The organism is Streptomyces mayteni, assembly GCF_054783955.1.
In genome coordinates, this window is record NZ_BAAGPR010000066.1 from 22516 (window position 1) to 44437 (window position 21922).

Here is a 21922-nt window from a genome sequence, read left to right on the forward strand (position 1 = left end):
CGCCCCCGGCTCCCGGGACGCTCAACGGCCCCTCCCGCTGCCGCGGGAGGGGCCGTTCACTGTTCCCCGGGCGGCGCCCGGGGGTACCGTCCTGGTGTCGAGTCAGAACGGAGTCAGCTTGCCATGTCTGCCTTCATCGGCGACAGGCTACGCGACACGCGCAAGCGCCGCGGCCTGTCCCAGAGCGACCTCGCCAAGCGAGCCGGCGTCTCCTACTCCCTGGTCAAGAAGCTGGAGCAGGGGGAACGGCAGTCCACCAGGCTGGAGACGGTGCGGAAGCTGGCGGCCGCACTACACGTACCGACCAGCGCCCTCGTGGCTGAGAACGTGGAGCCGGGCGCGGACGCCGCAACCGTAGACCGATGGGCGCCCGTCAGACGCGCGCTCGCCGGAACCTATCCCGGTGACATCGCTGAGGAACCCACCGTGGCTGGCGTCGGGGAGGCCCTGGACGCGGCCATGCCGCTCTTCTCCAGCGACAGCTTCGCAGAGCTCGGCGCGCTGCTGCCCGCGCTCATCCGAGACATCGACACCGTAGCCGCACTGGACGAGCGTGGCCGTCGACTCCAGGCCCGCTTGCTGCAGCTCACCGGCTGGCTGATGGTGCAGACCCGCCAGTTCGAGACCGCATCGGAGGTCTTGGACCGCGCGCTGGCCGCCGCGGAGGACCGGTTGGACGGGGCCGCAGTGGTCAACTCCCAGTCGTGGCTACTGCTGCGGACCGGGCGGTTGGCCGAGGCGCGGGAGCTGGCAACCAGATGGGCCGATGAGACTGAGCCGCGCCGGCCCTCACGGGCGACTCTGGGTGAGCTGTCAGCCTGGGGGTGGATGCTGCTACGGGTATCGGCGGCAGCGGTGCGCGACAACCGCAAGGAAGAGGCAGAGGACGCACTGAGGTGGGCGCGCGCGGCGGCTGTGGGCATGGGCCGAGAGCACCAGCCACGGGCCGATTTCCTGCGGACGTTCGGGCCTGCGACGGTGGCGATGAAGAGCGCCGAGAACGCCATGGTCGTCGACAAGCCGGATCGCGTGCTGCAACTCGCGGGCAAGGTCCCGGCGGGTGGCCTTCGGCCGACCTCGAATAACCGGAATCGGCACCTGCTCGATGTCGCGGATGCGCACGCGAGGATGCGGCAGTACCCGGAGGCAGTGCAGAAGTTGCAGGAGATCCTGCGGGACTCTCCGCAGTGGCTGCCGAACCAGCGGTACGCGCAAGACATCATGGGGCGGGTGATCGCCCGGCGCCGGACACTCACACCGGAGATGCGGCAGCTGGCCGACGCCATAAAGCTGCCGATGTGACGGTGTGGCAGTTCGGGATCGGGCTGCCACAAACGGCCATTGATGGGTAACGGGCCGCTTGCATAGCGTCATGTGTCGCAACCTCCCAACAGGAGCCGACCATGACGACCGCGTCCCCACCCACTGAGTGGATCCCGCCCCCGCGCACTGGAGCCCGGGCCATACCGACTGTCCAGTGGTGGGGCGCGCTCGTCTCGGTTGCGCGCGCCGTTCTCGCCCGCCTCTTCGAGCCCGACACCGACGTCACCCTGGTGACCGGCCTGGAAGGGCCCGTCGACCTCGCGGAGCCGGTCACCTGCCGGTACTGCCGGCATGACATCGTCGCGGACGACGACCACGCCCCCGACTGCACGTGGCGCCCCGGAAGGGCGGCCGCGCGGTGAGCGTCGAGGTCCCGGGGACCCGGACGCGGTGGGCCGGGCACGCGCTGATGGGCCACCTGGTAACCGACCCGACCACGGGTCGAGTCGGGAAGCTGGACGGCGTGCTGGAGTTCGTCGCGAACGGCTCCGGCCGGGTCGTCGCGGCCGAGGCGCACGTCCGGCCGGTCGACGGCTCCGGCTGGGAGTGGAAGACCCGGCCCGAGGCCCTGGTGGCGGTGGCCGATGCCGAGGCATAGCGCGCACCGCGGCGTCCGGCGTCCGGTGCGGCTCGCCGCGGGAACCGTGGGCTGGCTTCTCGCCGCCGCCTTCGTCGCCGGCTGGTTCGCGGCCCTGCTGCCCCAGGCCGTCCTCCGGTGACCGCCGTCCACGTCATGGCGATGGTGTGGCTGCCGGCGAGTCCTCCTCCTCGGGGAGCGGGGGCCCGCCGGGCACGAGGCCGCTCTCGTTCTCCCGCACCACCACGTCCACCAACTCGGCGAGACCGTCGACGCTCCAGTCCGCCGCCGCACGCACCTCCGGGTCGTCCGCCCACAGATACCCCCACGGGCCGCGCCGCAGATGTGCGGTCCGCAGCCCGAAGTCCCGTGCGGGGAAGATGTCGTTGGCGGGATGGTCGCCGACGTACACGATCTCGTCCGGCTGGGCCGTACCCAGGGTGACGACGCGGTGGAAGAAGTCCGCGGCCGGCTTGGCCACGCCCCAGTCGCCGGACACGGTGACCGCGTCCGCGGGGAGGTCGAGCGCCCGCAGCAACTCCCCGGCGCGTGACGTCTGGTTGCCGGCCACCGCCACACGCACCCCGAGATCTCGTAGCGCGGACAGCGCGGGCCGCACGTCCTCGTACAGGTCGCCCTCGCCCAACACCTCGCCGCGGCCGGCCGCCTCGCGGGCCGCGTACTCGGCCGCGAGGTCGACTCCCGGGCGCAGCAGCCTGATCGCGTCCGCGTTGTCCCGGCCCTGCGACACGACCACGCCGACCAGGGCCGACAGCGTGTGCCTCGGCACCCCGAACCAGTCGGCCCACGACGCCCAGTACCGGTCGTCGCGGGTCAGGGTCTCGCCGATGTCCAGCACCACGGATCTGATCACCCGGACACCATAAGGGCGTCCTGGGCGATCGGGGCCGAGTTGTCGCCCGCGGTCCGCGAACCGGCCGGCGGCGTCGACCCGGTGAGGGTGGTAGCCACCAACGGGGGGTACGTCGGGATTCGCCGGACCCTCGGCCGGTCGGCGGTCTAGCGTGCTGGCATGCCGCGCACCCGCCGTGGCCGAACGAGGAGGCGCCCCATGTCATCGCCCTGTGACCCCGAACACGCGCCCGTCGGCGACGTGGGCGCGGCGCTCATGATGATCGACTCCCAGCTCAGGGCCCTCTACGACAGCAAGACGGAGGCCGACCCCGAACAGCAGCGCATGGTCGAGCAGTTCGCCGCGACCCTGGGCCCCAGGGGGATCGACGAGGTGCTGGACGGTGCCTGCACGATCATCTACATGTTCATGAAGTGGCTGCGGCTGGCCTGCGAGGACCACGACCAGGACGTCATCGAGTACGTGGTGCCGAGCCAGGTGGCCACGATGCGGATGATGCCGAGGACCTTCCGCCCCGAGACCATCCCCACCATGGTCGGGCTGCTCGTCGCCGCGGCCACCGGGCTGAGCCCCAACCTGTGGCGTGCGCAGTACGGGCGGTGGACCGAGGCCGAGTTGAATCCCCTGGAGGCCACGGCCGTCCTGCTCGCCGAGCGCATCAACCGGATCTCCGACGACCGCGACTTCGCCACCCGGCTGATCACCGAGGCGCTGTCCAAGTCGGAGCGGGGCTGAGGCGCGGCCGTTACTCGTGGGGCGGGGTGCAGGGCGCCTCGGCGGCGCAGGAGTAGCCGCGGCCCTTGCAGTGCCAGCAGTAGTGCGGCGCGGCGACGCCCTGGGCGTGGCCGTCGCCCGAGAGGTACAGCGTCTCCCGGACCTCGATCTGCGAGCCGCTGCACGCCTGGCACTGCCGGTGGTGCCCGGAGCACTCGCTGTCCACTGCCTCACTCATCCCGCGCCTCCGCACCTGCCGTGTCACAGCTCCCGCACCGAACGCTACCGGCCAGCGGCCGTTCCCGGGGCCGGTGTCTCATTCGTGGAGCCAGAACCCCGTTCGCCTGAGCCACAGTTCGAGGAGCGCGGTGTCGCCCGAGACGTCGAGGCGGTCGATGACGGGGCGGCCGTAGACGAGGAGCAGCAGGTCGGCGAGCGGGCCGTGGACGGTGACGGCCGCCGGGCCCTCGGCGCGGAGCCAGCGGGGGGCGTCGCCTGTCAGGTCGACCAGCCAGCTGTCGGCCGGCTGGTCGGTGGCCTGGAAGCGGAGGGTGCGGCCGGGGCCGAGCAGCGGCTCGTCGGTGGTGGGGTCGTACGCCTCGGGGACGGTGCCGAAGCCCATCCACTCGTCGACGCCGTCGCGCGCCACCGCCGCGTCCAACTCGTAGCGGCGCCCCAGCGCCCAGGCCGCGTCGGCGCGGTGGACGGTCGTCTCGAACAGCATGCGCCGCGCCCAGAACGCCAGGGGCTGGTCCGGGACCACCGTCCACACCCTGGTCTCGGGGCCGGCCTCGGCCAGCGCCTCGTCGAGGCGCCGCGCGCCGTCGGCGAGCCAGGCGTCGACCACGGTCAGGTCGCGGTCGTCGTATCCGAAGACGTCGTTGACCAGGTGGTCGGAGACGGTGTCGGTGGCCCTGGTGCGGACGATGGTCTCCACCCAGCGGTGGGCTCCGCCGACGTGCCGCAGCAGCTGGCCGAGGTTCCACTCGGGGCAGGTGGGCACGGGGACGCCCGGATCCGCGCCACGCGTCAGGGCGCGCAACAGGTCGGTCTGGGTGAGGATTTCGGTGCGGTAGCGGTCGAGGCTCCAGCGCGACATGGCAGCCAGGCTACGAGGCGCGGGCCTCCTCGCGCGCGTCGGTTTTCCAGGACCGGCCACGGGTGGCCGAACCGGCCGCTCGGCCACGACAATTGTTCGTCATGGATCCCGCCGTGTTAGCCGCGTTCGTATCCATTCCCACCGCCCTCCTCACCGCCGCCGCCTCCTACGCGGCCGGCCGCAGCCAGGGCCGTAGCGCCGTGGACGCCGTCCGGCGCCAGCATCGGCGCGATGCCTACACCGCGTTCCTGCTGGCCGCCAACGCCTATGTCAGCAGCGCCTCCTGGAACGCCTGCCTGGCCGAGGCACGAGCCGCCACGGGGAAGGTCGACAGCTGGCTCGACAAGGAGCGCAACGAGACACTCGTCCGGCACGCCCTCCGGATCAGGGCAGGCGTCTCGGTGGCTCCGCTGCGGGCCGCCGCGTCCATCGTCCACCTGGAAGGTTCCGCGCACCTCGGCGCCCTCGCCGGGCGCGTCATCGACTGCGCCGAGGACATGCGGGTCGTCGCGCGCAACAAGAAGGACCTGGAGGACGAGGTCAGGACCCTGGTGACCAACCCCCGCGCCGAACCGCGGACGGACGCCCAACTGACCCGGGCTGTCGAGGCGTTCACCACCGAGGCGCGCCGCCATCTCGACGGCGCCAGGCCGGCGGCCTGAGTCGGAGATCGTCGCCGATGGCGGATTCTCGGCTGCCTGACGCCGTCGGCCGACGGGTAGTTGGGATGGGCAGGCAAACCAGGAACAGGAAGAGGAACCACCATGCGTAGATCCAGACCCGGATCAAGACCCGAGAGAGCTGAAAGACCCGGGAGCGTCGGACGAGGGCGAGGACGTGGACGAGGGCGAGGGCGAGGGCGAGGGCGCGGCGCCGCGCTCGTCGCCTCGGCCTTCGCCGCGTTGCTGGTGGGCCTGGCCGTCCCCGGCCAGGCCCAGGCGGCGTTCGGCGTGATCGAGTACACCCCGCACGACGCTCAGATCCCGCCCTACTACCGGCTGAACCCGGCGAGCGGCTGCCACAACGTGGGGCTCGCCGGCGTGCCAGGGCTGTTGAACAACCGCACCAACCAGGCCGTCATCGCCTACGTGGGCCCCGACTGCACCGGGCTGCGGATCGGCACCTTCGCCGCCTACGAGCGCCGCAATCTGACGGGCCTCGGCAGCGTCCAGTACACCTGAGCCCACCGGCCGTCCTACCAGGAATTTCCAGAATCGAGGTTCCCGTGTTCAAGCGACTGGCCGTGCTCCTCTCCGCCACCGCCCTCGCCCTCGGCGGGGCGCTCGTCCCGCAGGCGTCGGCCGCCGCCGAGTCGGCGGCCGATCCTCGGATCTGCTACCGGGCGTACGTGGAAAGCGTCGGGTGGGAGCCCGACGAGTGGTGCAACGGGATCGCCGCCGGCCTGCCCGGCCTCAGCATCCAGTCCCTCCAGCTCAGCGCCTCCGAAGTCGGCACCCTCTGCGCCCGGGCCCACCTGAGTCGTAGCGGCTGGCAGGCGCGGCAGTGTTCCAGCACCGAATGGGGCCAGATCCAGATCGGCTCCACCACGGCGGGGCAGGCGATCACCGGCATCGAACTCTCCGTCACCAGTGGCACCGTCACCGCCAGCGTCGAGCTGTCGGACATCGGCTTCCAGGAGCCGAGAACCGGCTCGACGATCCAGGTCGGACGCCCCGGCAGCGTCTACGAGATCGAGGTCATCGGCATCGCCGTCAACTAGCCCGGGAATTCCGGCAGGGCCGGTGCCCCGCCCGGGGCACCGGTGCGGAACGTGGCCCGTGGCCCACCACCTGCTCGACGACGGTCGTCACCCGGGTGTGCCTCAACCTGCCGCGGGCCCGCGGGGAGCGCCGACGCGAGACGTGCGCGTACCAGCGGGCCCGGACCACGGTGATCGCGGCGCCGAGGACGTACCGCACCAGGCCGGGCCCGGGCCAGGGCGGTGACGACGAGGTGGGCGACGGACAGGGGGTGCTCCTCGTCCGTGGGTGGTTCCTCGCCGCTCTCACCTCACTGACCCGGGGCGTCGGAGGGGGGTGACAGGTCCCGGGAGAAGAGTTTCGTGGCCGGTCGGCAGACCTCGCAGGGGGTGATGCCGCGGCCGTGTTCGGCCAGGAGCCGGTGGAGCGCGGCGGTGTCCAGGTCGGGGGTGCCGGGGTGCCAGCAGCCCTCCTCGTGCAGCACGCCGCGTCGGGGCGCGCCCGGTGGGCGGCGTTGCCACCGCACCCACCAGCGCGGGCGGCCGGCCTCGGCGGCCGCCGCCCGCTCGGCGTCGGCGACCGCCTGGCGCACCTCGACCAGCCGCTCCTGGAGCCAGCCGGCGAGCGCCCGGAGGCTGGGCAGGTCGTCCGGCGGCAGTTCGGTCACATGTTCGATTCTAGGTGTTCGGTCGACCGCCGTCCGCCCGGGGCGGCGTCGGGATCGGGGTCGCGTTCGGCGTCGGGGGCGGCGTCGGGGGCGGCGTCGAGGTCGGGAGTCAGCCGTTCGACCAGTCGGCGCAGCAGAGGTAGACGCGGGGTGCCCCGCCCGGGTCGGGGACGGGGGCGTCGGCGGTGGCCCGGACGCCGGTGGCGGTGATCTCGCCGGTGCGTGGGTCGACCACCCGGTAGGGGAGCGGTATCGACTCGCCGGCCCAGGGCGCGATCCGCAGGTCGCCGCCGTGTTCCGCGTAGCTGACGTAGAGCCGGCCCGGCACCAGCAGCCCGCGCGGTGCCAGCGTCAGGTCCCAGCTCGGGGCCATGTCGGTGGTGGGGAGCCCGGCCAGGATCCGGGAGACGAGGCCGACGTAGCGGGAGCCCTCGAAGTCAAGCGCCTCCCGCCAGCCCGCGCCGTCCGCCACGAAGAACGGCTCGTGGCCCGGCTCCTCGGGCCGCAGTACCCACTGCCACAGGCTGCCCGCGCCGTAGACCACGCCCATCGTGCCGCCGGCGCACAGGTTGCTCCACGCCTCGTGGCCCTGCCACCAGCCCGCGCCCTTGCCGCGCGCGCCCGAGTGCTCGTACGTCGGCTCGCCGTTGGCGACCGCCCGCACCGGCTCGTTGCGCCACATGTCGGCGACCCGCTCCGGCACGTGCTCGCCGCGGTGGCCCGTCTGGCACCACTGGAAGTCCAGCCAGGGCGCGTCCTGGTGGGCGTCGGCCCGGGAGTGCGGGCGGTAGTGGATCCCGCACGGCTGGCCGTAGGCGTCCCACTCCTCGATCTCCCGGCCGCCCGCCTCGATGCCCGGCTCGTGGCCGCTGCCGTCCGCGCCGACCAGGTAGACCACCGGGTCGGCGCCGTAACGGGCCACCAGGTAGCGGCAGTAGCGGGCGTACTCGGCCGGCTCCACCACCGGGCCCGCCGCCCGCAGGCCCTTCCAGCCGAAGCCGTGGAAGACCGGCTGGAGCACGGGGACGACGCCGTGCTCGGCGAGGATCGCGAGCAGCCGGTCGAGGTGCTGGAAGTAGGCCGGGACGAGGTCGCGGAGGTGGCCCTCGCGCAGGTCCTCGAAGGCCACGTCGAAGCCCTCGTCCGCCGTCCGGTCCCGGGGGCCGCGCGCGTCCATGTCCGGCTGTACGCTCATCAGCAGCACCGCGTTGAACCCCTTGCCGGCCCGGTCGGCGGCGTAGACCCGCGCCTGCTCCTCGGTCGCGCGCCACGGCAGGCCCCAGGCGGTGTCGCCGACCAGCAGCGCCAGGGTGCCGTCGGCGTGCACCAGGCTGCGCCCGCCGGGGGACATCCGCCAGAACCCGTGCCGGCGGAACGGGCTCTCGCCGGTCGGCTCCTCGGAGACGGCCAGCGCCTCGGAGACGGCCAACTCCCCGGTGCGTCCCGCGAGGCCGGGGTCGTCGACGTCGGCCTCGGTGCGCCAGCGCCAACCGCCGCCGGCCAGCGGGGAGGTGAAGCGGATCCGCCAGGTGCGGCCGCCGTCCCAGAAGGCGGGGCGGCGCAGCGTCGCGCCCGAGTCGTGGACGAACTCTGCCCAGACCGCGACCTCGGCGTAGGCGGCCGGGTGGTCGCGCTCGGCGGTCAGGGTGATCTCGGCGCGCTGCCACGGGGATGTCGTCTGCACGGTGCGGGGGGTCCTTCCTCAACTGCCGCTGGTGGGACGGGATCAGGGTTCGTCGAGCAGGCGGCGGGCGGTGGAGAGGTCGGTCACCAGCGAGGTGATCCACCGGCCGCGGACCGCGCCGCGCACCGCCGGGTACTTGCGGGGCCCGCCGGCGACCGCGATCCGCCGTGGCGCGCCGCGGAGTTGGTCGACGGAGACGCCGACGGTGCGCTCGCCGAGGCCGGCGTCCACGTGCACGCCGTTCTCGTCGAAGAACCGCTGGCAGATGTCGCCGACCGCGCCGAGGCCGCGCAGCCTGGTCAGCTCCTCCTCGGCCACCGCGTTGCCGCTGAGCCGCAGCAGCGGGGACGGCTCCAGGCTGCCGATGCCGACCAGCACGGCCGTCAACTGCTGCCAGGCCTCGCCGACTTCGAGCACCGAGGGGTCGCGCAGCAGCGAGAGCCTGGCCTCTGCCGAGCCCACCAGGCCGGGGGCGCGGACGAACAGCGGGACGGTGCCGGTCAGTTCGGCGAGCCGGGCGGTGAGGCGGGTGGCCTGCACCTGGCTGTGCGCGTCGCCGACCCCGCCCATCAGCTGGACGACCCGGCCGGCGACGGCGGCCTTCCGCGGCCCGGGCTGCATCGCGTCGACGGCGGCGAGCAGCGTCTCGCTCCAGGTGGAGACGCCGATGACGTCGCCGTCCAGGAACGCCGTCTCCAGATAGCCGGCGGCTGAGCCGCCCAACGCCCGCATCAGGCTCGGCGGGTCGTCCAACAGGTCGTCGCCGTCCACGATCACGACGTCGGCGAGCCGGTAGCGCTCGGCGACGGCGTCCTCGAGTTCGCTGTGGATGCCGGCCGGCGCCACCACCACCGTGCGGACCACGCCCAGGGTGGTGGCGGTGCGGAGCATGCGGGAGACGCCTGCCTGGGTGAGGCCGAGCAGTTCGGCGATCTGGGTCTGCCGCAGCCCGCGCTCGTGGTACATCCGCGCGACGCGCACTATCTGGCGCAGTTTGGAGACGGACATGTTGGCGGGAATCTGAGGAGGCTCGGACACGTCCCGCACCCTACGGGAGCCCGCGGTGGCCCGTTGCTGGTCGCTCATGGCCCCGACACCTCCTCGCCCGGGCCGCCGGAGTGGCCGCCCGAGCCGCCGGTGGGGCGGCGGGAGCGGGCGACGGCCGCGTGCCAGCCGGCCCGCAGCGCGGCCCGCGTCTCGGCGGTGGAGCGTGGCGGGTGGAGGTCGGCCTCGGCGGGCGGCGGTGGTTCCGGCAGTCCGAGGGCGCGGGCGGCGAGTTGGGCGGCGCCGAGCGCGGAGAGGTTCGCGGTGTGGGGGCGGCGCACGGCGCGGCCCGAGACGTCGGCCTGGAGTCGCATGAGCGTGGCGTTGCCGGCCGGGCCGCCGTCGGCCAGCACCAGCGAGACGGGCCCGGCTGCGCGGTCCATGGCGGCGATCACGTCCTCCACCTGGAAGGCGATGGACTCCAGGGCGGCTCTGGCGAGTTGGGGGATCCCGGTGCCGAGGGTGAGGCCGGTGAGCAGGCCGGTGGCGTCGTTGTCCCACCAGGGGGCGGCCAGGCCGCCGAAGGCGGGGACCAGGTGGACGCCGCCGGCGTCCTCGGCGGCGCGGGCCGCCAGTTCCGACTCGTCGAGGCCGAGCAGGCCGGCCAGCCAGCGCAGGGTGGCGCCCGAGGACCGGATGTTGCCCTCCAGCGCGTAGGCGGGGGCGCCGTCGTCCCAGGCGACGGTGAGGCACAGCTCGCGGCCGACGGCGCCCCCCGTGGTCAGGCCCATCACGGAGGAGCCGGTGCCGTAGGTGGCCTTGACCTGCCCGGGGGCGCGGACGCCGTGGCCGTGGAGCGCGGCGTGCGAGTCGCCGAGGACGGCCGCGACCGGGGTGCCGTCCGGCAGCGGGTCGAGGCCGCGCAGCGCGGGGAAGGGGCCGGTGGAGGGGACCACGCGCGGCAGGGCGGCGGCCGGGATCCCGAACAGGTCGAGCAACTCCTCGTCCCAGGCCCTGGTGTGGACGTTCAGGAGCTGGGTGCGGGAGGCGTTGCCGACCTCGACGACGTGCTCGGCGCCGCCGCTCAGCCGCCACAGCAGCCAGGAGTCGACGGTGCCCAGGCAGAGTTCGCCGCGCCGGGACCGCGTCCGCGTCGGGTCGTGCGCGTCCAGCAGCCAACCGGCCTTCAGGGCGCTGAACATGGGGTCGAGCGGCAGCCCGGTGCGGGCTCGCACCAGCGGCCCGGCGCCGTCGGCGAGCAGCCGGGCGTGGGTGTCGGCGGTGCGCCGGTCCTGCCAGCCGAGCAGCGGGCCGAGCGGCCGCCCGGTGGCCCGCTCCCACAGCAGGCAGGACTCGCGCTGGGTGGACAGCGCGACGCCCGCCACCCGCGCCGGGTCGTGCCCGGCAAGGCAGGCGCGGATCGCCGCCACCACGCTCTCCCACACCTCGTCCGCCGACTGCTCGACCCAGCCGGGCCGCGGATGGGCGCTGGTCAGCGGCGCGGAGGCGGTGCCGAGCACCGTGCCCGAGGTGGCGAGCAGCACGGCCTTGGTGGCCGAGGTGCCCTGGTCGACGGCGAGCAGCAGGGGCGCGTGGTCGGTCATGGTCGGCCCGCCTCGGCGGCGGCCGTGGCCAGCGCCTCGTGGGCGGCGCGGCGGATGCCCTCGGCGGTGAGCCCGAAGTGTTCGAGCAGGAAGGCGGTGTCGCCGGTGGGCGCGAAGCCGGTGACGCCGAGCAGCCGCATCGGCGTCGGCCGGCGCTCGGCGACCAGGGCGGCGACGGCGGCGCCGAGGCCGCCGCTGAGCGTGGCCTCCTCGACGGTGACCAGGGCGCGGACGCCGGCCACGGCGGCCAGCAGCGCGTCGGCGTCGAGCGGCGCGACGAACGGGGTGTTGACGACGCGGGCCGAGACGCCGTCGGCGGCCAGCGCCTCGGCGGCGGCCAGCGCCCGGGAGACCGCGGTGCCGACCGCGATCACCGCCACGTCGGTGCCGTCCCGCAGCGCCAGGGGGCGGTCGGGGGCGAACGGCGCGTCGGCGGGGATCACGTCGGGCACCTTGAAACGGGGAATCCGCAGATAGCTCGGGCCCTCGTGGGCGTGGGCCCAGCGGATGGCGGCCCTGGTCTGGGCCCGGTCGGTGGGCACCAGCACGGTCAGCCCGTCGACGGCGCGCAGCCAGGACAGGTCCTCGACGGAGTGGTGGGTGGGGCCGAGTTCGCCGTAGGCGAGGCCGGGGCTCTGGCCGCAGAGCACCACCTTGTGGCCGCTGTAGGCGACGTCGGCCTTGATCTGCTCCAGGGCGCGGCCTGTGAGGAAGGGGCCGGCGGCCGAGACGAACGGCACCAGGCCGCCGTTGGCCAGCCCGGCGCCGACGCCGACCATGTTCTGTTCGGCGATGCCGACGTTGATCAGCCGGTCGGGGAACTCGCCGCGGAAGGCCACCAGGTTGCTCGAGCCGACCGAGTCGTTGCAGACGGCGACCACCCGGTCGTCCTCGCGGGCCAGGGCGGCCAGTTCCTCGGCGAAGGTCCCCCGGCAGTCGAAGACCTCGGGGGCGGCGGGCGCGGTGCTCATCGGGCGAGCTCCTCGAACGCGACGCGGACCTGCTCCTCGTTCGGGACCTTGTGGTGCCACTCCACCCGGTCCTCGGCGAACGAGAGTCCCTTGCCCTTGACGGTGTGGGCGATCACCGCGACCGGCCGGTCGGTGCCGGTGGGGCGCAGCGCGGCGAGCAGCGCGCCGTGGTCGTGGCCGTCGACCTCCCTGGTCTCCCAGCCGAACGCGGCCCACTTGGCGGAAAGGGGCTCCAGCGCGTTGGTCTCCTCGGTGCGGGCGCCCTGCTGGAGCCGGTTGCGGTCCACCACGGCGGTCAGCGACGCCAACCCGTAGTGCGAGGCGGACATGGCGGCCTCCCAGTTGCTGCCCTCCTGGAGCTCGCCGTCGCCGAGCACCACCACGGTGCGCCACGGCTCGGCGCGCAGCCGGGCGGCCAGCGCGCAGCCGACCGCGATCGGCAGGCCGTGGCCGAGCGGTCCCGTGTTGCTCTCGACGCCCGGCACCTTGCGGCGGTTCGGGTGGCCGTTGAGGGCGGAGAGCGGGGCCATGAAGGTGGCGAGCTCGGCGCGCGGGAAGTAGCCGCAGCGGGCCAGCGTGGCGTAGAGGGCGGCGGCGCAGTGCCCCTTGCTGAGGATCAACCGGTCGCGGCCTGGGGCGGTGGGGTCCTCGGGGTCCACGTCGAGGACGGCGCCGAAGAGCGTCACCAGGATGTCGGTCACCGACAGGTCGCCGCCGAGGTGGCCGAGCCGGGCGCGGTCGATCATCTCGACGACGGTCCTGCGGACGTCGCGGGACATCGCCCGCAGCGTCTCGGCGGCGTCGGCCGGATCGCCGTCGCGCGTGGCCTGCCGGAGCGCGCGGTACCGGGCCGCGGCCGGGGGGTCAGCGGTCAGCATGTGAATATCCATTCACGCTAGCGATATCTATCTGATTTTCTCTGCCTCGGATGGTGGTCCACGCCATCCCACCCCGTCAAGACCTCGTGCAACAGTCTTGCTGCAGCAGTCTTGACATGTCGCTTCGGCCGGTCCTACGGTCCCCCCACCGTCATAAACACCGAACAAGTGAATTAATATTCAAGAGGGGTTCGCCAATGACGTCCGCACCGTCCTCAGCCTCCCGTACCTTCGCCGGCGGCATGTGGAGCTTCGGCCGCATCATCGACCGCTACGCGACCGACGGCTACGGCCCCGAGATCGGCACCCTCAGGACCATCGAGCTGGCCGCCGCCTCGGGCGAGCTGGTGGGCCTCGACCTCAACTACCCCTTCGACGAGGGCGTGAGCGTCGCCGACGTCAGGGCCGCCCTCGACGCGCACGGCCTGGTCGCCACCAACATCACCCCGGTCATCTACGACCGCCGGTTCCGCAGCGGCTCCTTCACCGGCGCCGACGCCGCCACCCGCCGGGCCGTGCACGACCTCGCCGAGGAGTCCGTCGACGTCGCCGCCGCGCTCGGCGCCCGCTACGTCAAGTTCTGGCCCGGCCAGGACGGCTACGACTACCCCTTCCAGGTCGACTACCCCACCCTCCGCCGGCACGCCGTCGAGGGCATCAGGGACGTCGCCCGCAACCACCCCGACGTCACCTTCGCCATCGAGTACAAGCTCAAGGAGCCCCGCAACCGGCTCTTCTGGTCGACCGCCGCCGCCAGCCTGCTCGCCATCGAGCGGATGGGCGTGGACAACGTCGGCCTCGTCGTGGACTTCGGCCACTCCCTGTTCGCCAAGGAGAACCCCGCCGAGGCCCTGAGCCTGGCCCACGAGATGGGCCGCCTGGTGGACGTCGAGGTCGACGACAACTACCGCGAGTGGGACGACGACCTCACCGCCGGCGCCCTGCACCTCGTGGAGACGCTGGAGTTCCTGCACGTCGTCCGCGAGATCGGCTGGCAACACCCGGTCAAGCTCGACCTCTTCCCCTACCGCGAGGACCCGGGCGACGCCGTCCGCGAGTCCGTCGCCACCCTCCGCACCCTGGAGGAGCGCGCCGCCAGGCTGCCGCTCGACGAACTCCGGGCGGCCCAGGCCGCCCACGACGCCATGACCGCCCAACGTCTCGTTCGCACGGCGCTGTTCGGCTGACGGCGGAGGCGCCCGATGACCATGGACCGCAGGCGGTTCCTCGGCGCCGCCGCCCTGGCCGCGACGCTCGGCACGACCGGCTCGCTGACCGCCTGCGGCGGCGGCCGGCCCAAGGCGTCGCCCGGCCGGCTCTCGCTCTTCACCTATCTGGACGCCACCCAGGCCCCACCGCTCGACCAGGCCCTGGAGGCGTTCCGCGCGGAGTCCGGCATCACCGTCAGCCACGACACCCTGCCGGGCAGCGGCGCGGCGCTCTTCCCCGACAAGGTCCGCACCCAACTCCTGGGCGCCAGGCCGCCCGACCTCTTCATGATGTGGGGCGGCCAGATAGCCGCCCCCTTCATCGACGCCGGCCAGATAGCCAACCTCGACCCGTACTACGCCCGTTACGGCTGGGACGACGTGCTCAACCCGGCCGCCGTCGGCGACATGACGTTCAACGGCCACAAGCACGGCCTGCCTGGCGTGATCGCCAACCTCGGCTGCTGGTACCGCACCGACCTCTTCGAGCGCGCCGGGGCCGGCGTCCCCGCCAGCTACGACGAGTTGGAGGACGCCTGCGACCGGCTGCTGGCGAGCGGCGTGGTGCCGCTGGCCACCGGCGGCGTCTACGGCTGGGACCCGATGCGGCTCTTCGAGTACCTGCTGGAGATCACCGCGGGCCCCGAACTGCACGACCAGCTGCTGACCGGCGAGGCGGACTGGGACCGCGCCGAGGTCAGGGACGCCTTCGGCCTCTTCCGGAAGTGGGTCGAACGCGGGTGGGTGCCGGACGGCTTCCTCGGCATCAAGCCCGACATCGCCGACTCCTACCTCACCCAGGGCACCGGCGCCTTCCTGATCACCGGCCAGTGGCAGGAGTACACCAACGTCGCCTCCGGGCTCGACCCGGCGCTCTTCGACACCTTCGTCCTCCCCACCGGCCACGACGTGGTCCGCACCTCGGGCTGGACCGAGGGCTTCTTCCTCTCCAAGGCGTCCCCCAACGCCGAGAACGCCGCCCGGTTCTTCGACTTCCTCCTCACCCCCGCGGCCCAGGAGGTCTTCGCCGGCTTCCGCACCCCCGTCCGGGGCGTCACCCCCGACCCCGGCGAGCTCCCGCTCAACGCCAGATGGCTCGAACTCGGCCGCCGGCACCCGCACTACGTGATCCAGGACCAGGCGTTCCCCAAGGACGTGTCCGACGCCTACTACCAGATCCAGAGCGACATCGCCCAGGGCGACGTCTCCCCACGGGACGCGGCGGCGCGGATGAGCGACGCCGTCACCACCTGGAAGGAGGGCGAGATCCGATGACGACCGCCGTCCCGACCGAGACCGCCCGCGCGCCCGGGACCCGGCGCCCCGGCGCCACCCGACCCCCGCGCCGCCCGGGCGGCCGCCGCCGGCTCAGCGCCTGGGCCTACGCGGCCCCCGCGCTCCTCGTCTACACCGGCTTCCTGGTCTACCCGTCGCTCCAGTCGGTCCTCCTCAGCCTCACCTCCTGGGACGGCATCACCCCGGACCGGGAGTACGTCGGCCTCGACAACTACCGGCACCTCGCCGACGATCCGGTGATCGGCACCGCCGTCCGCAACAACCTGCTGTGGACGCTGGTCACCATCCTGCTCCCCATGCTGCTCGGCCTCGCCCTGGCGCTGACCCTCAACAGCCGCCTGGTGCTCGGCCGTTCGTTCCTCCGCACGATCTTCTACGCGCCCGCCGTGCTGCCGCTGGTCTCCGTCGCCACCATCTGGGGCTGGCTCTACAACCCCACCGACGGCGCGATCAACGAGGCCCTGAGCGCCGTCGGCCTCGACTCCCTCACCCGCGCCTGGCTCGGCGACGACTCCACCGCGCTGTGGGCCACCATGGTCCCCGCCGTCTGGGTGCGCACCGGCTTCCCGCTGCTGCTCTACCTGGCCGCCCTCCAGACCATCCCCAAGGAGCTCTACGAGTCCGCCACGATGGACGGCGCCACCGCCTGGCAGCGCTTCCGCCACGTGACCCTGCCGGCGCTGCGCCCCACCAACCACATCGTGCTGGCGCTCTCGCTGATCGAGTCGTTCAAGGTCTTCGACCTGATCTACGCCCTCACCTACGGCGGCCCCGGACGCTCCACCCAGGTCCTCGGCACCTGGATGTACTTCAACGTCTTCCAGTACTACCAGTCGGGCTACGGCGCGGCGATCGCCGTCGTCATCACGCTGGTCGCCGTGTTCGTCGGCATCCCCTATGTGCTCTCCCAGACCAAGGACACGTGATGGCGACGATCCCCGGCCCCCGCCTCGCCTCCCGCCTCACCCCGCGCACCGTCGGCCTCACCCTGGGCCTCGGCCTGCTCGCCCTGCTCTGGTTCGGGCCGCTGCTGGTGCTCGTCACCACGGCGCTGCGCACCGGCGCCGACCTGGCCTCGTCCGGGACCATCTCCTGGCCGAACTCCTGGACCCTCGGCAACTTCGGCAACGCCTGGGACGTCGGCGACTTCTCCACCACCTACCGCAACAGCCTGCTCATCACCGTCGTCAAGGTGCCGCTCGGCGTGGCCGTCTCGGCGCTGCTCGCCTACGCGCTCGCCAAGCTCGACCTGCGCTTCCGGCGATCGGTGATGTTCTTCGTCTTTCTCGGACTGACCGTTCCGCTCTACATCGCGATCGTCCCGCTCTTCACCATGCTCAGGTCCGTCTACCTCACGGACACCCTGGTGGGGCTGCTCCCGGCCTACCTCGCCTTCGGCATCCCCTTCACCACCCTGGTGCTGCACCAGTTCTTCCGGCGCATCCCCGACGAGCTGATCGAGGCCGCCAGGGTGGACGGGGCCAGCAGCTTCCGGATCTTCTGGCAGTTCATCCTGCCGCTCTCGCTGCCCGCGCTGGTCACGGTCGCCATCCTCGACACCGTCGCCACCTGGAACGAGCTGCTGATCGCGCTGATCATGCTCAGCTCCCCGGAGAACAGCACCATCCCGCTCGGCATGCTCAACTTCAACGGCGCCTTCTCCACCGACTACACCGGGCTCAGCGCCGGCATCCTGATCGCCGTCCTGCCGATCCTCGTGCTCTACGCCCTCCTCCAGCGCTGGATCGTGGGCGGCCTGACGGCCGGCGCCATCAAGGGCTGACGCGCGCCCCGACCGGCGGGATCGGCATTTCATACAATCGAACGGATGTCGCTCCCGCCCGCCGCGCTGCCCTCGCCGCTCACCCAGCTGACCGACGAGCGGCTGGCCGACGCGGGCGTCGAGCTCTGGCTCAAGCGGGACGACCTCGTGCACCCGACCGTCCCGGGCAACAAGTGGCGGAAGCTCGCCCCCAACCTGGCGGCCGCCCGCGAGGCCGGCCACCGCCGGGTGCTCAGCCTCGGCGGCGCCTACTCCAACCACATCCGCGCCCTCGCCGCCGCGGCCGCCGGCTCGGGACTCGCGAGCGTCGGCGTGATCCGGGGCCACGAGCTGGCCGACGCGCCCCGCAACTGGTCGCTGGCCCGCGCCGAGGCCGCCGGCATGCGGCTCGCCTTCGTCACCCGCGCCGACTACCGGCGGCTCCGCGCCACCCTCGGAGAACCCGCCACCCGCCGCGAGCTCGCCGACCGCTTCGGCCCCTGCCTGCTGCTTCCCGAGGGCGGCTCCAACGGGCTGGCCGCGCGCGGCAGCGCCGCCACCGCCACCGAGCTGGCCGCCCAGCTCCCCGGCTTCGGCGCGACCGGACGCGACGTGGTCTGCTGCGCGGTGGGCACCGGCGGCACCCTCGCCGGCCTCGCGGCCGGCGCGCCACCCGGCGTGCGCCTGGTGGGGGTCGCGGCGCTCGCCGGCGGCGAGGGCTATCTGGAGCGCGAGATCGACGCGCTGCACGCGGCCGGCTGGGGCCGCGCCTTCCCCAACTGGCGCCTCGACCACACCCACCACGCCGGCGGCTACGGCCGGGTGCCGGCCTCGCTGGCCGCCTTCGCCGACGACTTCGCCGGCCGCCACGGCCTGGCCGTGGAGCGGCGCTACGTGGCCAAGGCGCTCCGCTGGGTCTACGCGACGGCCGGCACCGCGCCGCTTGCCCCCGGCACCCGGGTCACCCTCGTCGTCACCGGACCACCGGATCCGGGCCCGGCCGCCGATTGATGGCTCATGACAGCCGTTGAACGTCCTGAATATGCCGATGCCCGCTGACGCCGATTTCAACTCCGATTAGTGTGCGACGAGTTGATCCATCTGATCGATTCCTTTCGTCTCGCACCGAAACCCTACGGAGTGGAGAACACGCGTGGCAGACATCGACCTGCGCACCGATCAACCGCACTCGGCGCGGATGTACGACTATCTGCTGGGCGGCAAGGATCACTACGTGGTCGACGGCGAAGCCGCGGAGAAGGCCCTGACGCCGTTCCCCATGCTGCGCACCGCCGCCCGCGAGAACCGCAAGTTCCTCGGGCGGGGCGTCCGCCACCTGGTACGGGAGGCCGGCATCCGGCAGTTCCTCGACCTCGGCTCCGGGCTGCCCACGGCGGAGAACGTGCACCAGGTCGCCCAGGCCGTGGCGCCCGACGCGCGCGTCGTCTACGTCGACAACGACCCCATCGTGCTGGTGCACGGCGGCGCGCTGCTCGCCAAGGACGAGCGGACCGCCGTCATCCAGGGCGACATCCGCGACCCCCGGTCGATCATCGACCACGACAAGACCCGCGCGCTGATCGACTTCGACCAGCCGGTGGGCGTGCTGGCCGTCGCCGTGCTGCACTTCGTCGGCGACGACGAGGACCCGGCCGGCATCGTCCGCACCCTGCGCGACACCGTGGCGGCCGGCAGCCACCTCATCCTGTCGCACGCCACCGCCGACATCGCCCCCGAGGAGGCGATGGGCGTCCAGCGCGCCTACCGCTCCCAGGGCGTGCCGCTCACGCTGCGCACCAAGGAGCGGTTCGCCGAGTTCTTCGACGGCACGGAGCTGATCGACCCCGGCATCCAGGTGGTCTCCGACTGGCGCGCCACCGTCCCCGAGTCCGAGCGGCCCCGGCACGCCGACGTCTCCTGGTACGGCGGCATCGCCCGGGTCGGCTGACCGCCGGCGCGGACGCCCGGCGCACGGAAGAACGGAGGAACGGAAGAGGGGGCGCGGCCGGATCGGCCGCGCCCCCTCCTCGTGGGGAGTTCGGATGCGAGAGGTCAGGAGAGCCCGGGCTCCGCAGGCATCGAGACCGGGACCGGCACCGGCTCGGGCGCCGGGCGCAGCAGCCGGGCGGCGACCACGCCGGCGGCCAGCAGCGCCGCCACGGAGAGGCCGGTGCTGAACCAGCTGGCGCCGAGCAACTGCCCGCCCAGGTAGCCGACCCCCACGCTGTACACCGTCCACACCACGGCGGCCACCGCCGACCACGGCAGGAACTCGCGCTTGCGCCGCCGCGAGACGCCGGCGCCCAGGCTCACCACCGCGCGCCCGGCCGGCGCGAAGCGCGCCAGCACCACCAGCGGCCCGCCGCCGCGCCGCAGCGCCCCGTCGAGCCGCTCCTGGGCCGCGGACAGCCGGCGCGAGCGGGCTATCGCCCCACCGAACCGGCGCCCGCCGCGCAGCGCGAGCGCGTAGGCCAGCAGATCGCCGACGAACGACGCGGTGATGGCGCACAGGCCGAGCAGGAAGAGCTGCGGAAGGTGGGGGTTCGAGGTGGGGGAGGGCAGGCCGGCGACATCCGCGGCCGTGCCGGCCGCCACCGTGGCCGCTGTCACCACCAGCGCGCCACTCGGCAGCACCGGCACGAAGACGTCCAGCATGATGGACGCCGCGACGACAACGTAGATCCACGGAGCGTAGAGCAGCACCCCCAACGTCTCCTGCACCGTGCTCCCCGTTTCCCCTGATGACGTGCTCTGTGGATGTGTACCTGGTCGCCGGCTGTGACGCGCCGTCCGGACACCTCGGTTCCGCCGCCAAGACTACGCCCGGGTCACCCACTCGGTGTACACGGGTGCGTGTGGCGGGCATCTCGTCCCGACCCTGGGCAGGGTGAACCCCGCGGGGCGGTCGAGCGACGGCCCACCGACAGGAAGCGGACGACACGATGACGAGGACGACCGTCGCGGTGGCCTTCACCACCGCCCTGATCACGGCTACGGCCACGGCCGGCCAGGCGGCGGCCGCCGGCGCGGCGAACGACTACTGGCTGCGCACCGGAGCCCGGTTCGCCGTCGCCGACGACCCGGCCGCGCCGCCCAGGGCCGTCAGCTACGACCAGGACCTCGTGCCGCCGGGCGCGCACCTCACCGTCACCGAGTACGTCGTCGACGGCGCCCTGACCGTCGAGGTGTCGGCGCGCGGCCTGGTCCCCGGCCACACCTACGGCGCCCACGTCCACGTCGCCCCCTGCGGCGCCGACCCGGCGGCCGCCGGCGGTCACTACCAGAACCTGCCAGGCGAGGTCGGCGCCGAGAACGAGGTCTGGCTCGACTTCACCGCCGACGTCGACGGCGCGGGCTACGCCTCCTCCCGGCACGACTGGCTCTTCCGCCCAGGCGAGGCCGCCTCCGTGGTGCTGCACGAGCACCCCACCCACCAGGACGGCACGGCCGGCGACCGCACCGGCTGCCTCACCGTCCCGTTCGCCGCCCTCGGCCAGGGCTGACGCCCGGGTGGGTCTCGGGTAGGGTGGGCGAGTCTGAAGGGGAGTAGCTCTTCGCCGGACCGTCGACATACTGGCCCGCCAACGATCACGTTGCGGGCCCGGCGCCCGGAGCGGACACCCGACGCCTCACGCGTCGCCCGTGATCCGCCAGCGAGACCTTCGGCCGCAGTGTCATGTGACGCTGCCGTGCCGAAGTCTCCGCCTCCCCGCGGAATCCTCCGGCCCGGTGGCCTGAGTTTCGAGGATTGCCGTGTTCAGTTTCGCCGTCGCAGCCGTCGTGTTCGGCATCATCTTCCTTGCCGAACTGCCCGACAAGACCGCCCTGGCCGGTCTGGTGCTCGGCACCCGTTTCCGAGGTTCCTACGTCTTCGCCGGCGTCGCGGCGGCCTTCGTGGTCCACGTGATCCTCGCCGTCGCCGCCGGCAGCGTCCTCACGCTGCTGCCACAGCGCCCGCTCCAGGCCGTGGTGGGCGTCCTCTTCCTGGCCGGCGCGGCGATGCTGCTGCGGGAGGCCCTGAAGAAGGACGACGAGGAGGAGGACGAGGTCAAGGAGCCGGAGGACCCCTCCTTCTGGAAGGTGGCGGGCAGCGGCTTCATGCTGATCCTGGTCGCCGAGTTCGGCGACCTCACCCAGATCATGACCGCCAACCTGGCCGCCCGCTACGACGACCCCATCTCGGTCGGCGTCGGCGCGGTCCTGGCGCTGTGGGCCGTGGCCGGCCTCGGCATCCTGGGCGGCCAGGCGCTGCTGAAGCGGGTCCCGTTGACGTTGATCACGAAGATCGCGGCGGGCGTGATGGTGGTGATGGCCGGCTGGAGCTTCTTCGAAGCCATCGCCGGCTGACGCGGCGCGGGGTGGCGCTGACCGCTGGTTTCCCCCACCCTCCCCCAGCTAACGCTGGGAGGTGCCCCCACGAGCCCTTTGTCCCGCGCTCCGCGCGGGGGTGGTGCGCGCTGCGCGCGGGCGGCTGGCCTGCGGCCGTGCCGCGCCCACCCACCCGCCCTCGCGGGTGGCTTGCGCGGCAGCGGCCCGGCGGCGAAGCCGCCGTGGGCCGGGCCCGCGTGCCCCTGGCGGGGC

At 73.2% G+C, this 21922-nt stretch carries 26 protein-coding genes; 16 read left to right on the forward strand and 10 right to left on the reverse strand.

Going from position 1 to position 21922, the window contains the following annotated elements; all coding sequences use genetic code 11:
• Positions 1-123 precede the first annotated feature (123 nt).
• The 4 genes from ACYVPE_RS25540 (at position 124) to ACYVPE_RS25555 (ending at position 2042) form a co-directional block, all read left to right on the forward strand.
• Positions 124-1302, forward strand: coding sequence for a helix-turn-helix domain-containing protein (locus tag ACYVPE_RS25540; protein ID WP_461036053.1), 1179 nt, complete (start codon positions 124-126; stop codon positions 1300-1302).
• Between the two features lie 101 nt (positions 1303-1403).
• On the forward strand, positions 1404-1685 hold the full coding sequence (locus ACYVPE_RS25545; RefSeq protein WP_461036054.1) for a hypothetical protein: 282 nt from the start codon (positions 1404-1406) through the stop codon (positions 1683-1685).
• Positions 1682-1921: a hypothetical protein gene (locus ACYVPE_RS25550; RefSeq protein WP_461036055.1), complete on the forward strand. Its 240-nt coding sequence runs from the start codon at positions 1682-1684 to the stop codon at positions 1919-1921. Before ACYVPE_RS25545 ends, ACYVPE_RS25550 begins: the two co-directional genes overlap by 4 nt.
• Positions 1908-2042: a hypothetical protein gene (locus ACYVPE_RS25555; protein WP_461036056.1), complete on the forward strand. Its 135-nt coding sequence runs from the start codon at positions 1908-1910 to the stop codon at positions 2040-2042. Before ACYVPE_RS25550 ends, ACYVPE_RS25555 begins: the two co-directional genes overlap by 14 nt.
• 12 nt (positions 2043-2054) lie before the next feature.
• Here ACYVPE_RS25555 and ACYVPE_RS25560 read toward each other — a convergent pair whose 3' ends face one another.
• On the reverse strand, positions 2055-2774 hold the full coding sequence (locus tag ACYVPE_RS25560; protein WP_461036057.1) for an HAD family hydrolase: 720 nt from the start codon (positions 2772-2774) through the stop codon (positions 2055-2057).
• 198 nt (positions 2775-2972) lie between these two features.
• Between ACYVPE_RS25560 and ACYVPE_RS25565 the strand changes: the two genes are divergently transcribed.
• Complete coding sequence (locus tag ACYVPE_RS25565; RefSeq protein WP_461036058.1) at positions 2973-3509, forward strand: hypothetical protein; 537 nt, start codon at positions 2973-2975, stop codon at positions 3507-3509.
• A 10-nt stretch (positions 3510-3519) separates the two neighbouring features.
• Here ACYVPE_RS25565 and ACYVPE_RS25570 read toward each other — a convergent pair whose 3' ends face one another.
• Both ACYVPE_RS25570 and ACYVPE_RS25575 read right to left on the reverse strand, forming a co-directional pair.
• The gene (locus tag ACYVPE_RS25570; RefSeq protein ID WP_461036059.1) at positions 3520-3726 is read right to left on the reverse strand and encodes a hypothetical protein; all 207 of its coding nucleotides are present in this window, start codon (positions 3724-3726) and stop codon (positions 3520-3522) included.
• Positions 3727-3804: 78 nt separating this feature from the next.
• Positions 3805-4587: a maleylpyruvate isomerase family mycothiol-dependent enzyme gene (locus ACYVPE_RS25575; protein WP_461036060.1), complete on the reverse strand. Its 783-nt coding sequence runs from the start codon at positions 4585-4587 to the stop codon at positions 3805-3807.
• 101 nt (positions 4588-4688) lie between these two features.
• Between ACYVPE_RS25575 and ACYVPE_RS25580 the strand changes: the two genes are divergently transcribed.
• The 3 genes from ACYVPE_RS25580 (at position 4689) to ACYVPE_RS25590 (ending at position 6307) form a co-directional block, all read left to right on the forward strand.
• Positions 4689-5249 (forward strand): hypothetical protein, encoded by a 561-nt coding sequence (locus tag ACYVPE_RS25580; RefSeq protein WP_461036061.1) that lies wholly within the window; start codon positions 4689-4691, stop codon positions 5247-5249.
• Positions 5250-5489: 240 nt separating this feature from the next.
• Positions 5490-5768: a hypothetical protein gene (locus tag ACYVPE_RS25585; RefSeq protein ID WP_461036062.1), complete on the forward strand. Its 279-nt coding sequence runs from the start codon at positions 5490-5492 to the stop codon at positions 5766-5768.
• Positions 5769-5812: 44 nt separating this feature from the next.
• On the forward strand, positions 5813-6307 hold the full coding sequence (locus ACYVPE_RS25590; RefSeq protein WP_461036063.1) for a hypothetical protein: 495 nt from the start codon (positions 5813-5815) through the stop codon (positions 6305-6307).
• Positions 6308-6597: 290 nt separating this feature from the next.
• Here the strand turns inward: ACYVPE_RS25590 and ACYVPE_RS25595 are convergent, their stop codons facing one another.
• The 6 genes from ACYVPE_RS25595 to ACYVPE_RS25620 form a co-directional block, all read right to left on the reverse strand.
• Positions 6598-6954 (reverse strand): DUF6233 domain-containing protein, encoded by a 357-nt coding sequence (locus tag ACYVPE_RS25595; RefSeq protein WP_461036064.1) that lies wholly within the window; start codon positions 6952-6954, stop codon positions 6598-6600.
• A gap of 109 nt (positions 6955-7063) precedes the next feature.
• Positions 7064-8638, reverse strand: a complete 1575-nt coding sequence (locus ACYVPE_RS25600; RefSeq protein WP_461036065.1) for an apiosidase-like domain-containing protein — start codon at positions 8636-8638, stop codon at positions 7064-7066.
• Positions 8639-8680: 42 nt separating this feature from the next.
• Complete coding sequence (locus ACYVPE_RS25605) at positions 8681-9724, reverse strand: sugar-binding transcriptional regulator (protein ID WP_461036066.1); 1044 nt, start codon at positions 9722-9724, stop codon at positions 8681-8683.
• On the reverse strand, positions 9721-11226 hold the full coding sequence (locus ACYVPE_RS25610; protein ID WP_461036067.1) for an FGGY family carbohydrate kinase: 1506 nt from the start codon (positions 11224-11226) through the stop codon (positions 9721-9723). The genes ACYVPE_RS25605 and ACYVPE_RS25610 overlap by 4 nt, the downstream gene beginning before the upstream one ends.
• A complete protein-coding gene (locus tag ACYVPE_RS25615; RefSeq protein ID WP_461036068.1) occupies positions 11223-12197 on the reverse strand; it encodes a transketolase family protein in 975 nt (324 codons plus the stop codon). The genes ACYVPE_RS25610 and ACYVPE_RS25615 overlap by 4 nt, the downstream gene beginning before the upstream one ends.
• The gene (locus ACYVPE_RS25620) at positions 12194-13075 is read right to left on the reverse strand and encodes a transketolase (RefSeq protein ID WP_461036069.1); all 882 of its coding nucleotides are present in this window, start codon (positions 13073-13075) and stop codon (positions 12194-12196) included. The genes ACYVPE_RS25615 and ACYVPE_RS25620 overlap by 4 nt, the downstream gene beginning before the upstream one ends.
• Before the next feature lie 197 nt (positions 13076-13272).
• On the opposite strand from ACYVPE_RS25620, the gene ACYVPE_RS25625 reads away from it, so the two are divergent.
• The 6 genes from ACYVPE_RS25625 (at position 13273) to ACYVPE_RS25650 (ending at position 19289) form a co-directional block, all read left to right on the forward strand.
• Entirely contained in the window at positions 13273-14262 is a 990-nt protein-coding gene (locus tag ACYVPE_RS25625; protein WP_461036070.1) for a sugar phosphate isomerase/epimerase family protein, read from the forward strand.
• Positions 14263-14277: 15 nt separating this feature from the next.
• Positions 14278-15558 (forward strand): ABC transporter substrate-binding protein, encoded by a 1281-nt coding sequence (locus ACYVPE_RS25630; RefSeq protein WP_461036071.1) that lies wholly within the window; start codon positions 14278-14280, stop codon positions 15556-15558.
• Entirely contained in the window at positions 15555-16505 is a 951-nt protein-coding gene (locus ACYVPE_RS25635) for a carbohydrate ABC transporter permease (RefSeq protein ID WP_461036072.1), read from the forward strand. The genes ACYVPE_RS25630 and ACYVPE_RS25635 overlap by 4 nt, the downstream gene beginning before the upstream one ends.
• Positions 16505-17362, forward strand: a complete 858-nt coding sequence (locus ACYVPE_RS25640) for a carbohydrate ABC transporter permease (RefSeq protein ID WP_461036073.1) — start codon at positions 16505-16507, stop codon at positions 17360-17362. Before ACYVPE_RS25635 ends, ACYVPE_RS25640 begins: the two co-directional genes overlap by 1 nt.
• 45 nt (positions 17363-17407) lie before the next feature.
• Positions 17408-18352, forward strand: a complete 945-nt coding sequence (locus ACYVPE_RS25645) for a 1-aminocyclopropane-1-carboxylate deaminase/D-cysteine desulfhydrase (RefSeq protein WP_461036074.1) — start codon at positions 17408-17410, stop codon at positions 18350-18352.
• A 142-nt stretch (positions 18353-18494) separates the two neighbouring features.
• Entirely contained in the window at positions 18495-19289 is a 795-nt protein-coding gene (locus ACYVPE_RS25650; protein WP_461036075.1) for an SAM-dependent methyltransferase, read from the forward strand.
• Positions 19290-19393: 104 nt separating this feature from the next.
• On the opposite strand, the gene ACYVPE_RS25655 is transcribed toward ACYVPE_RS25650, so the two are convergent.
• On the reverse strand, positions 19394-20062 hold the full coding sequence (locus ACYVPE_RS25655; RefSeq protein ID WP_461036076.1) for a DedA family protein: 669 nt from the start codon (positions 20060-20062) through the stop codon (positions 19394-19396).
• Between the two features lie 221 nt (positions 20063-20283).
• Here ACYVPE_RS25655 and ACYVPE_RS25660 point away from each other — a divergent pair, with 221 nt between their 5' ends.
• Both ACYVPE_RS25660 and ACYVPE_RS25665 read left to right on the forward strand, forming a co-directional pair.
• Positions 20284-20844 (forward strand): superoxide dismutase family protein, encoded by a 561-nt coding sequence (locus ACYVPE_RS25660; protein ID WP_461036077.1) that lies wholly within the window; start codon positions 20284-20286, stop codon positions 20842-20844.
• Between the two features lie 250 nt (positions 20845-21094).
• Positions 21095-21688 (forward strand): TMEM165/GDT1 family protein, encoded by a 594-nt coding sequence (locus ACYVPE_RS25665; protein ID WP_461036078.1) that lies wholly within the window; start codon positions 21095-21097, stop codon positions 21686-21688.
• The last annotated feature ends 234 nt before the right edge of the window (positions 21689-21922 follow it).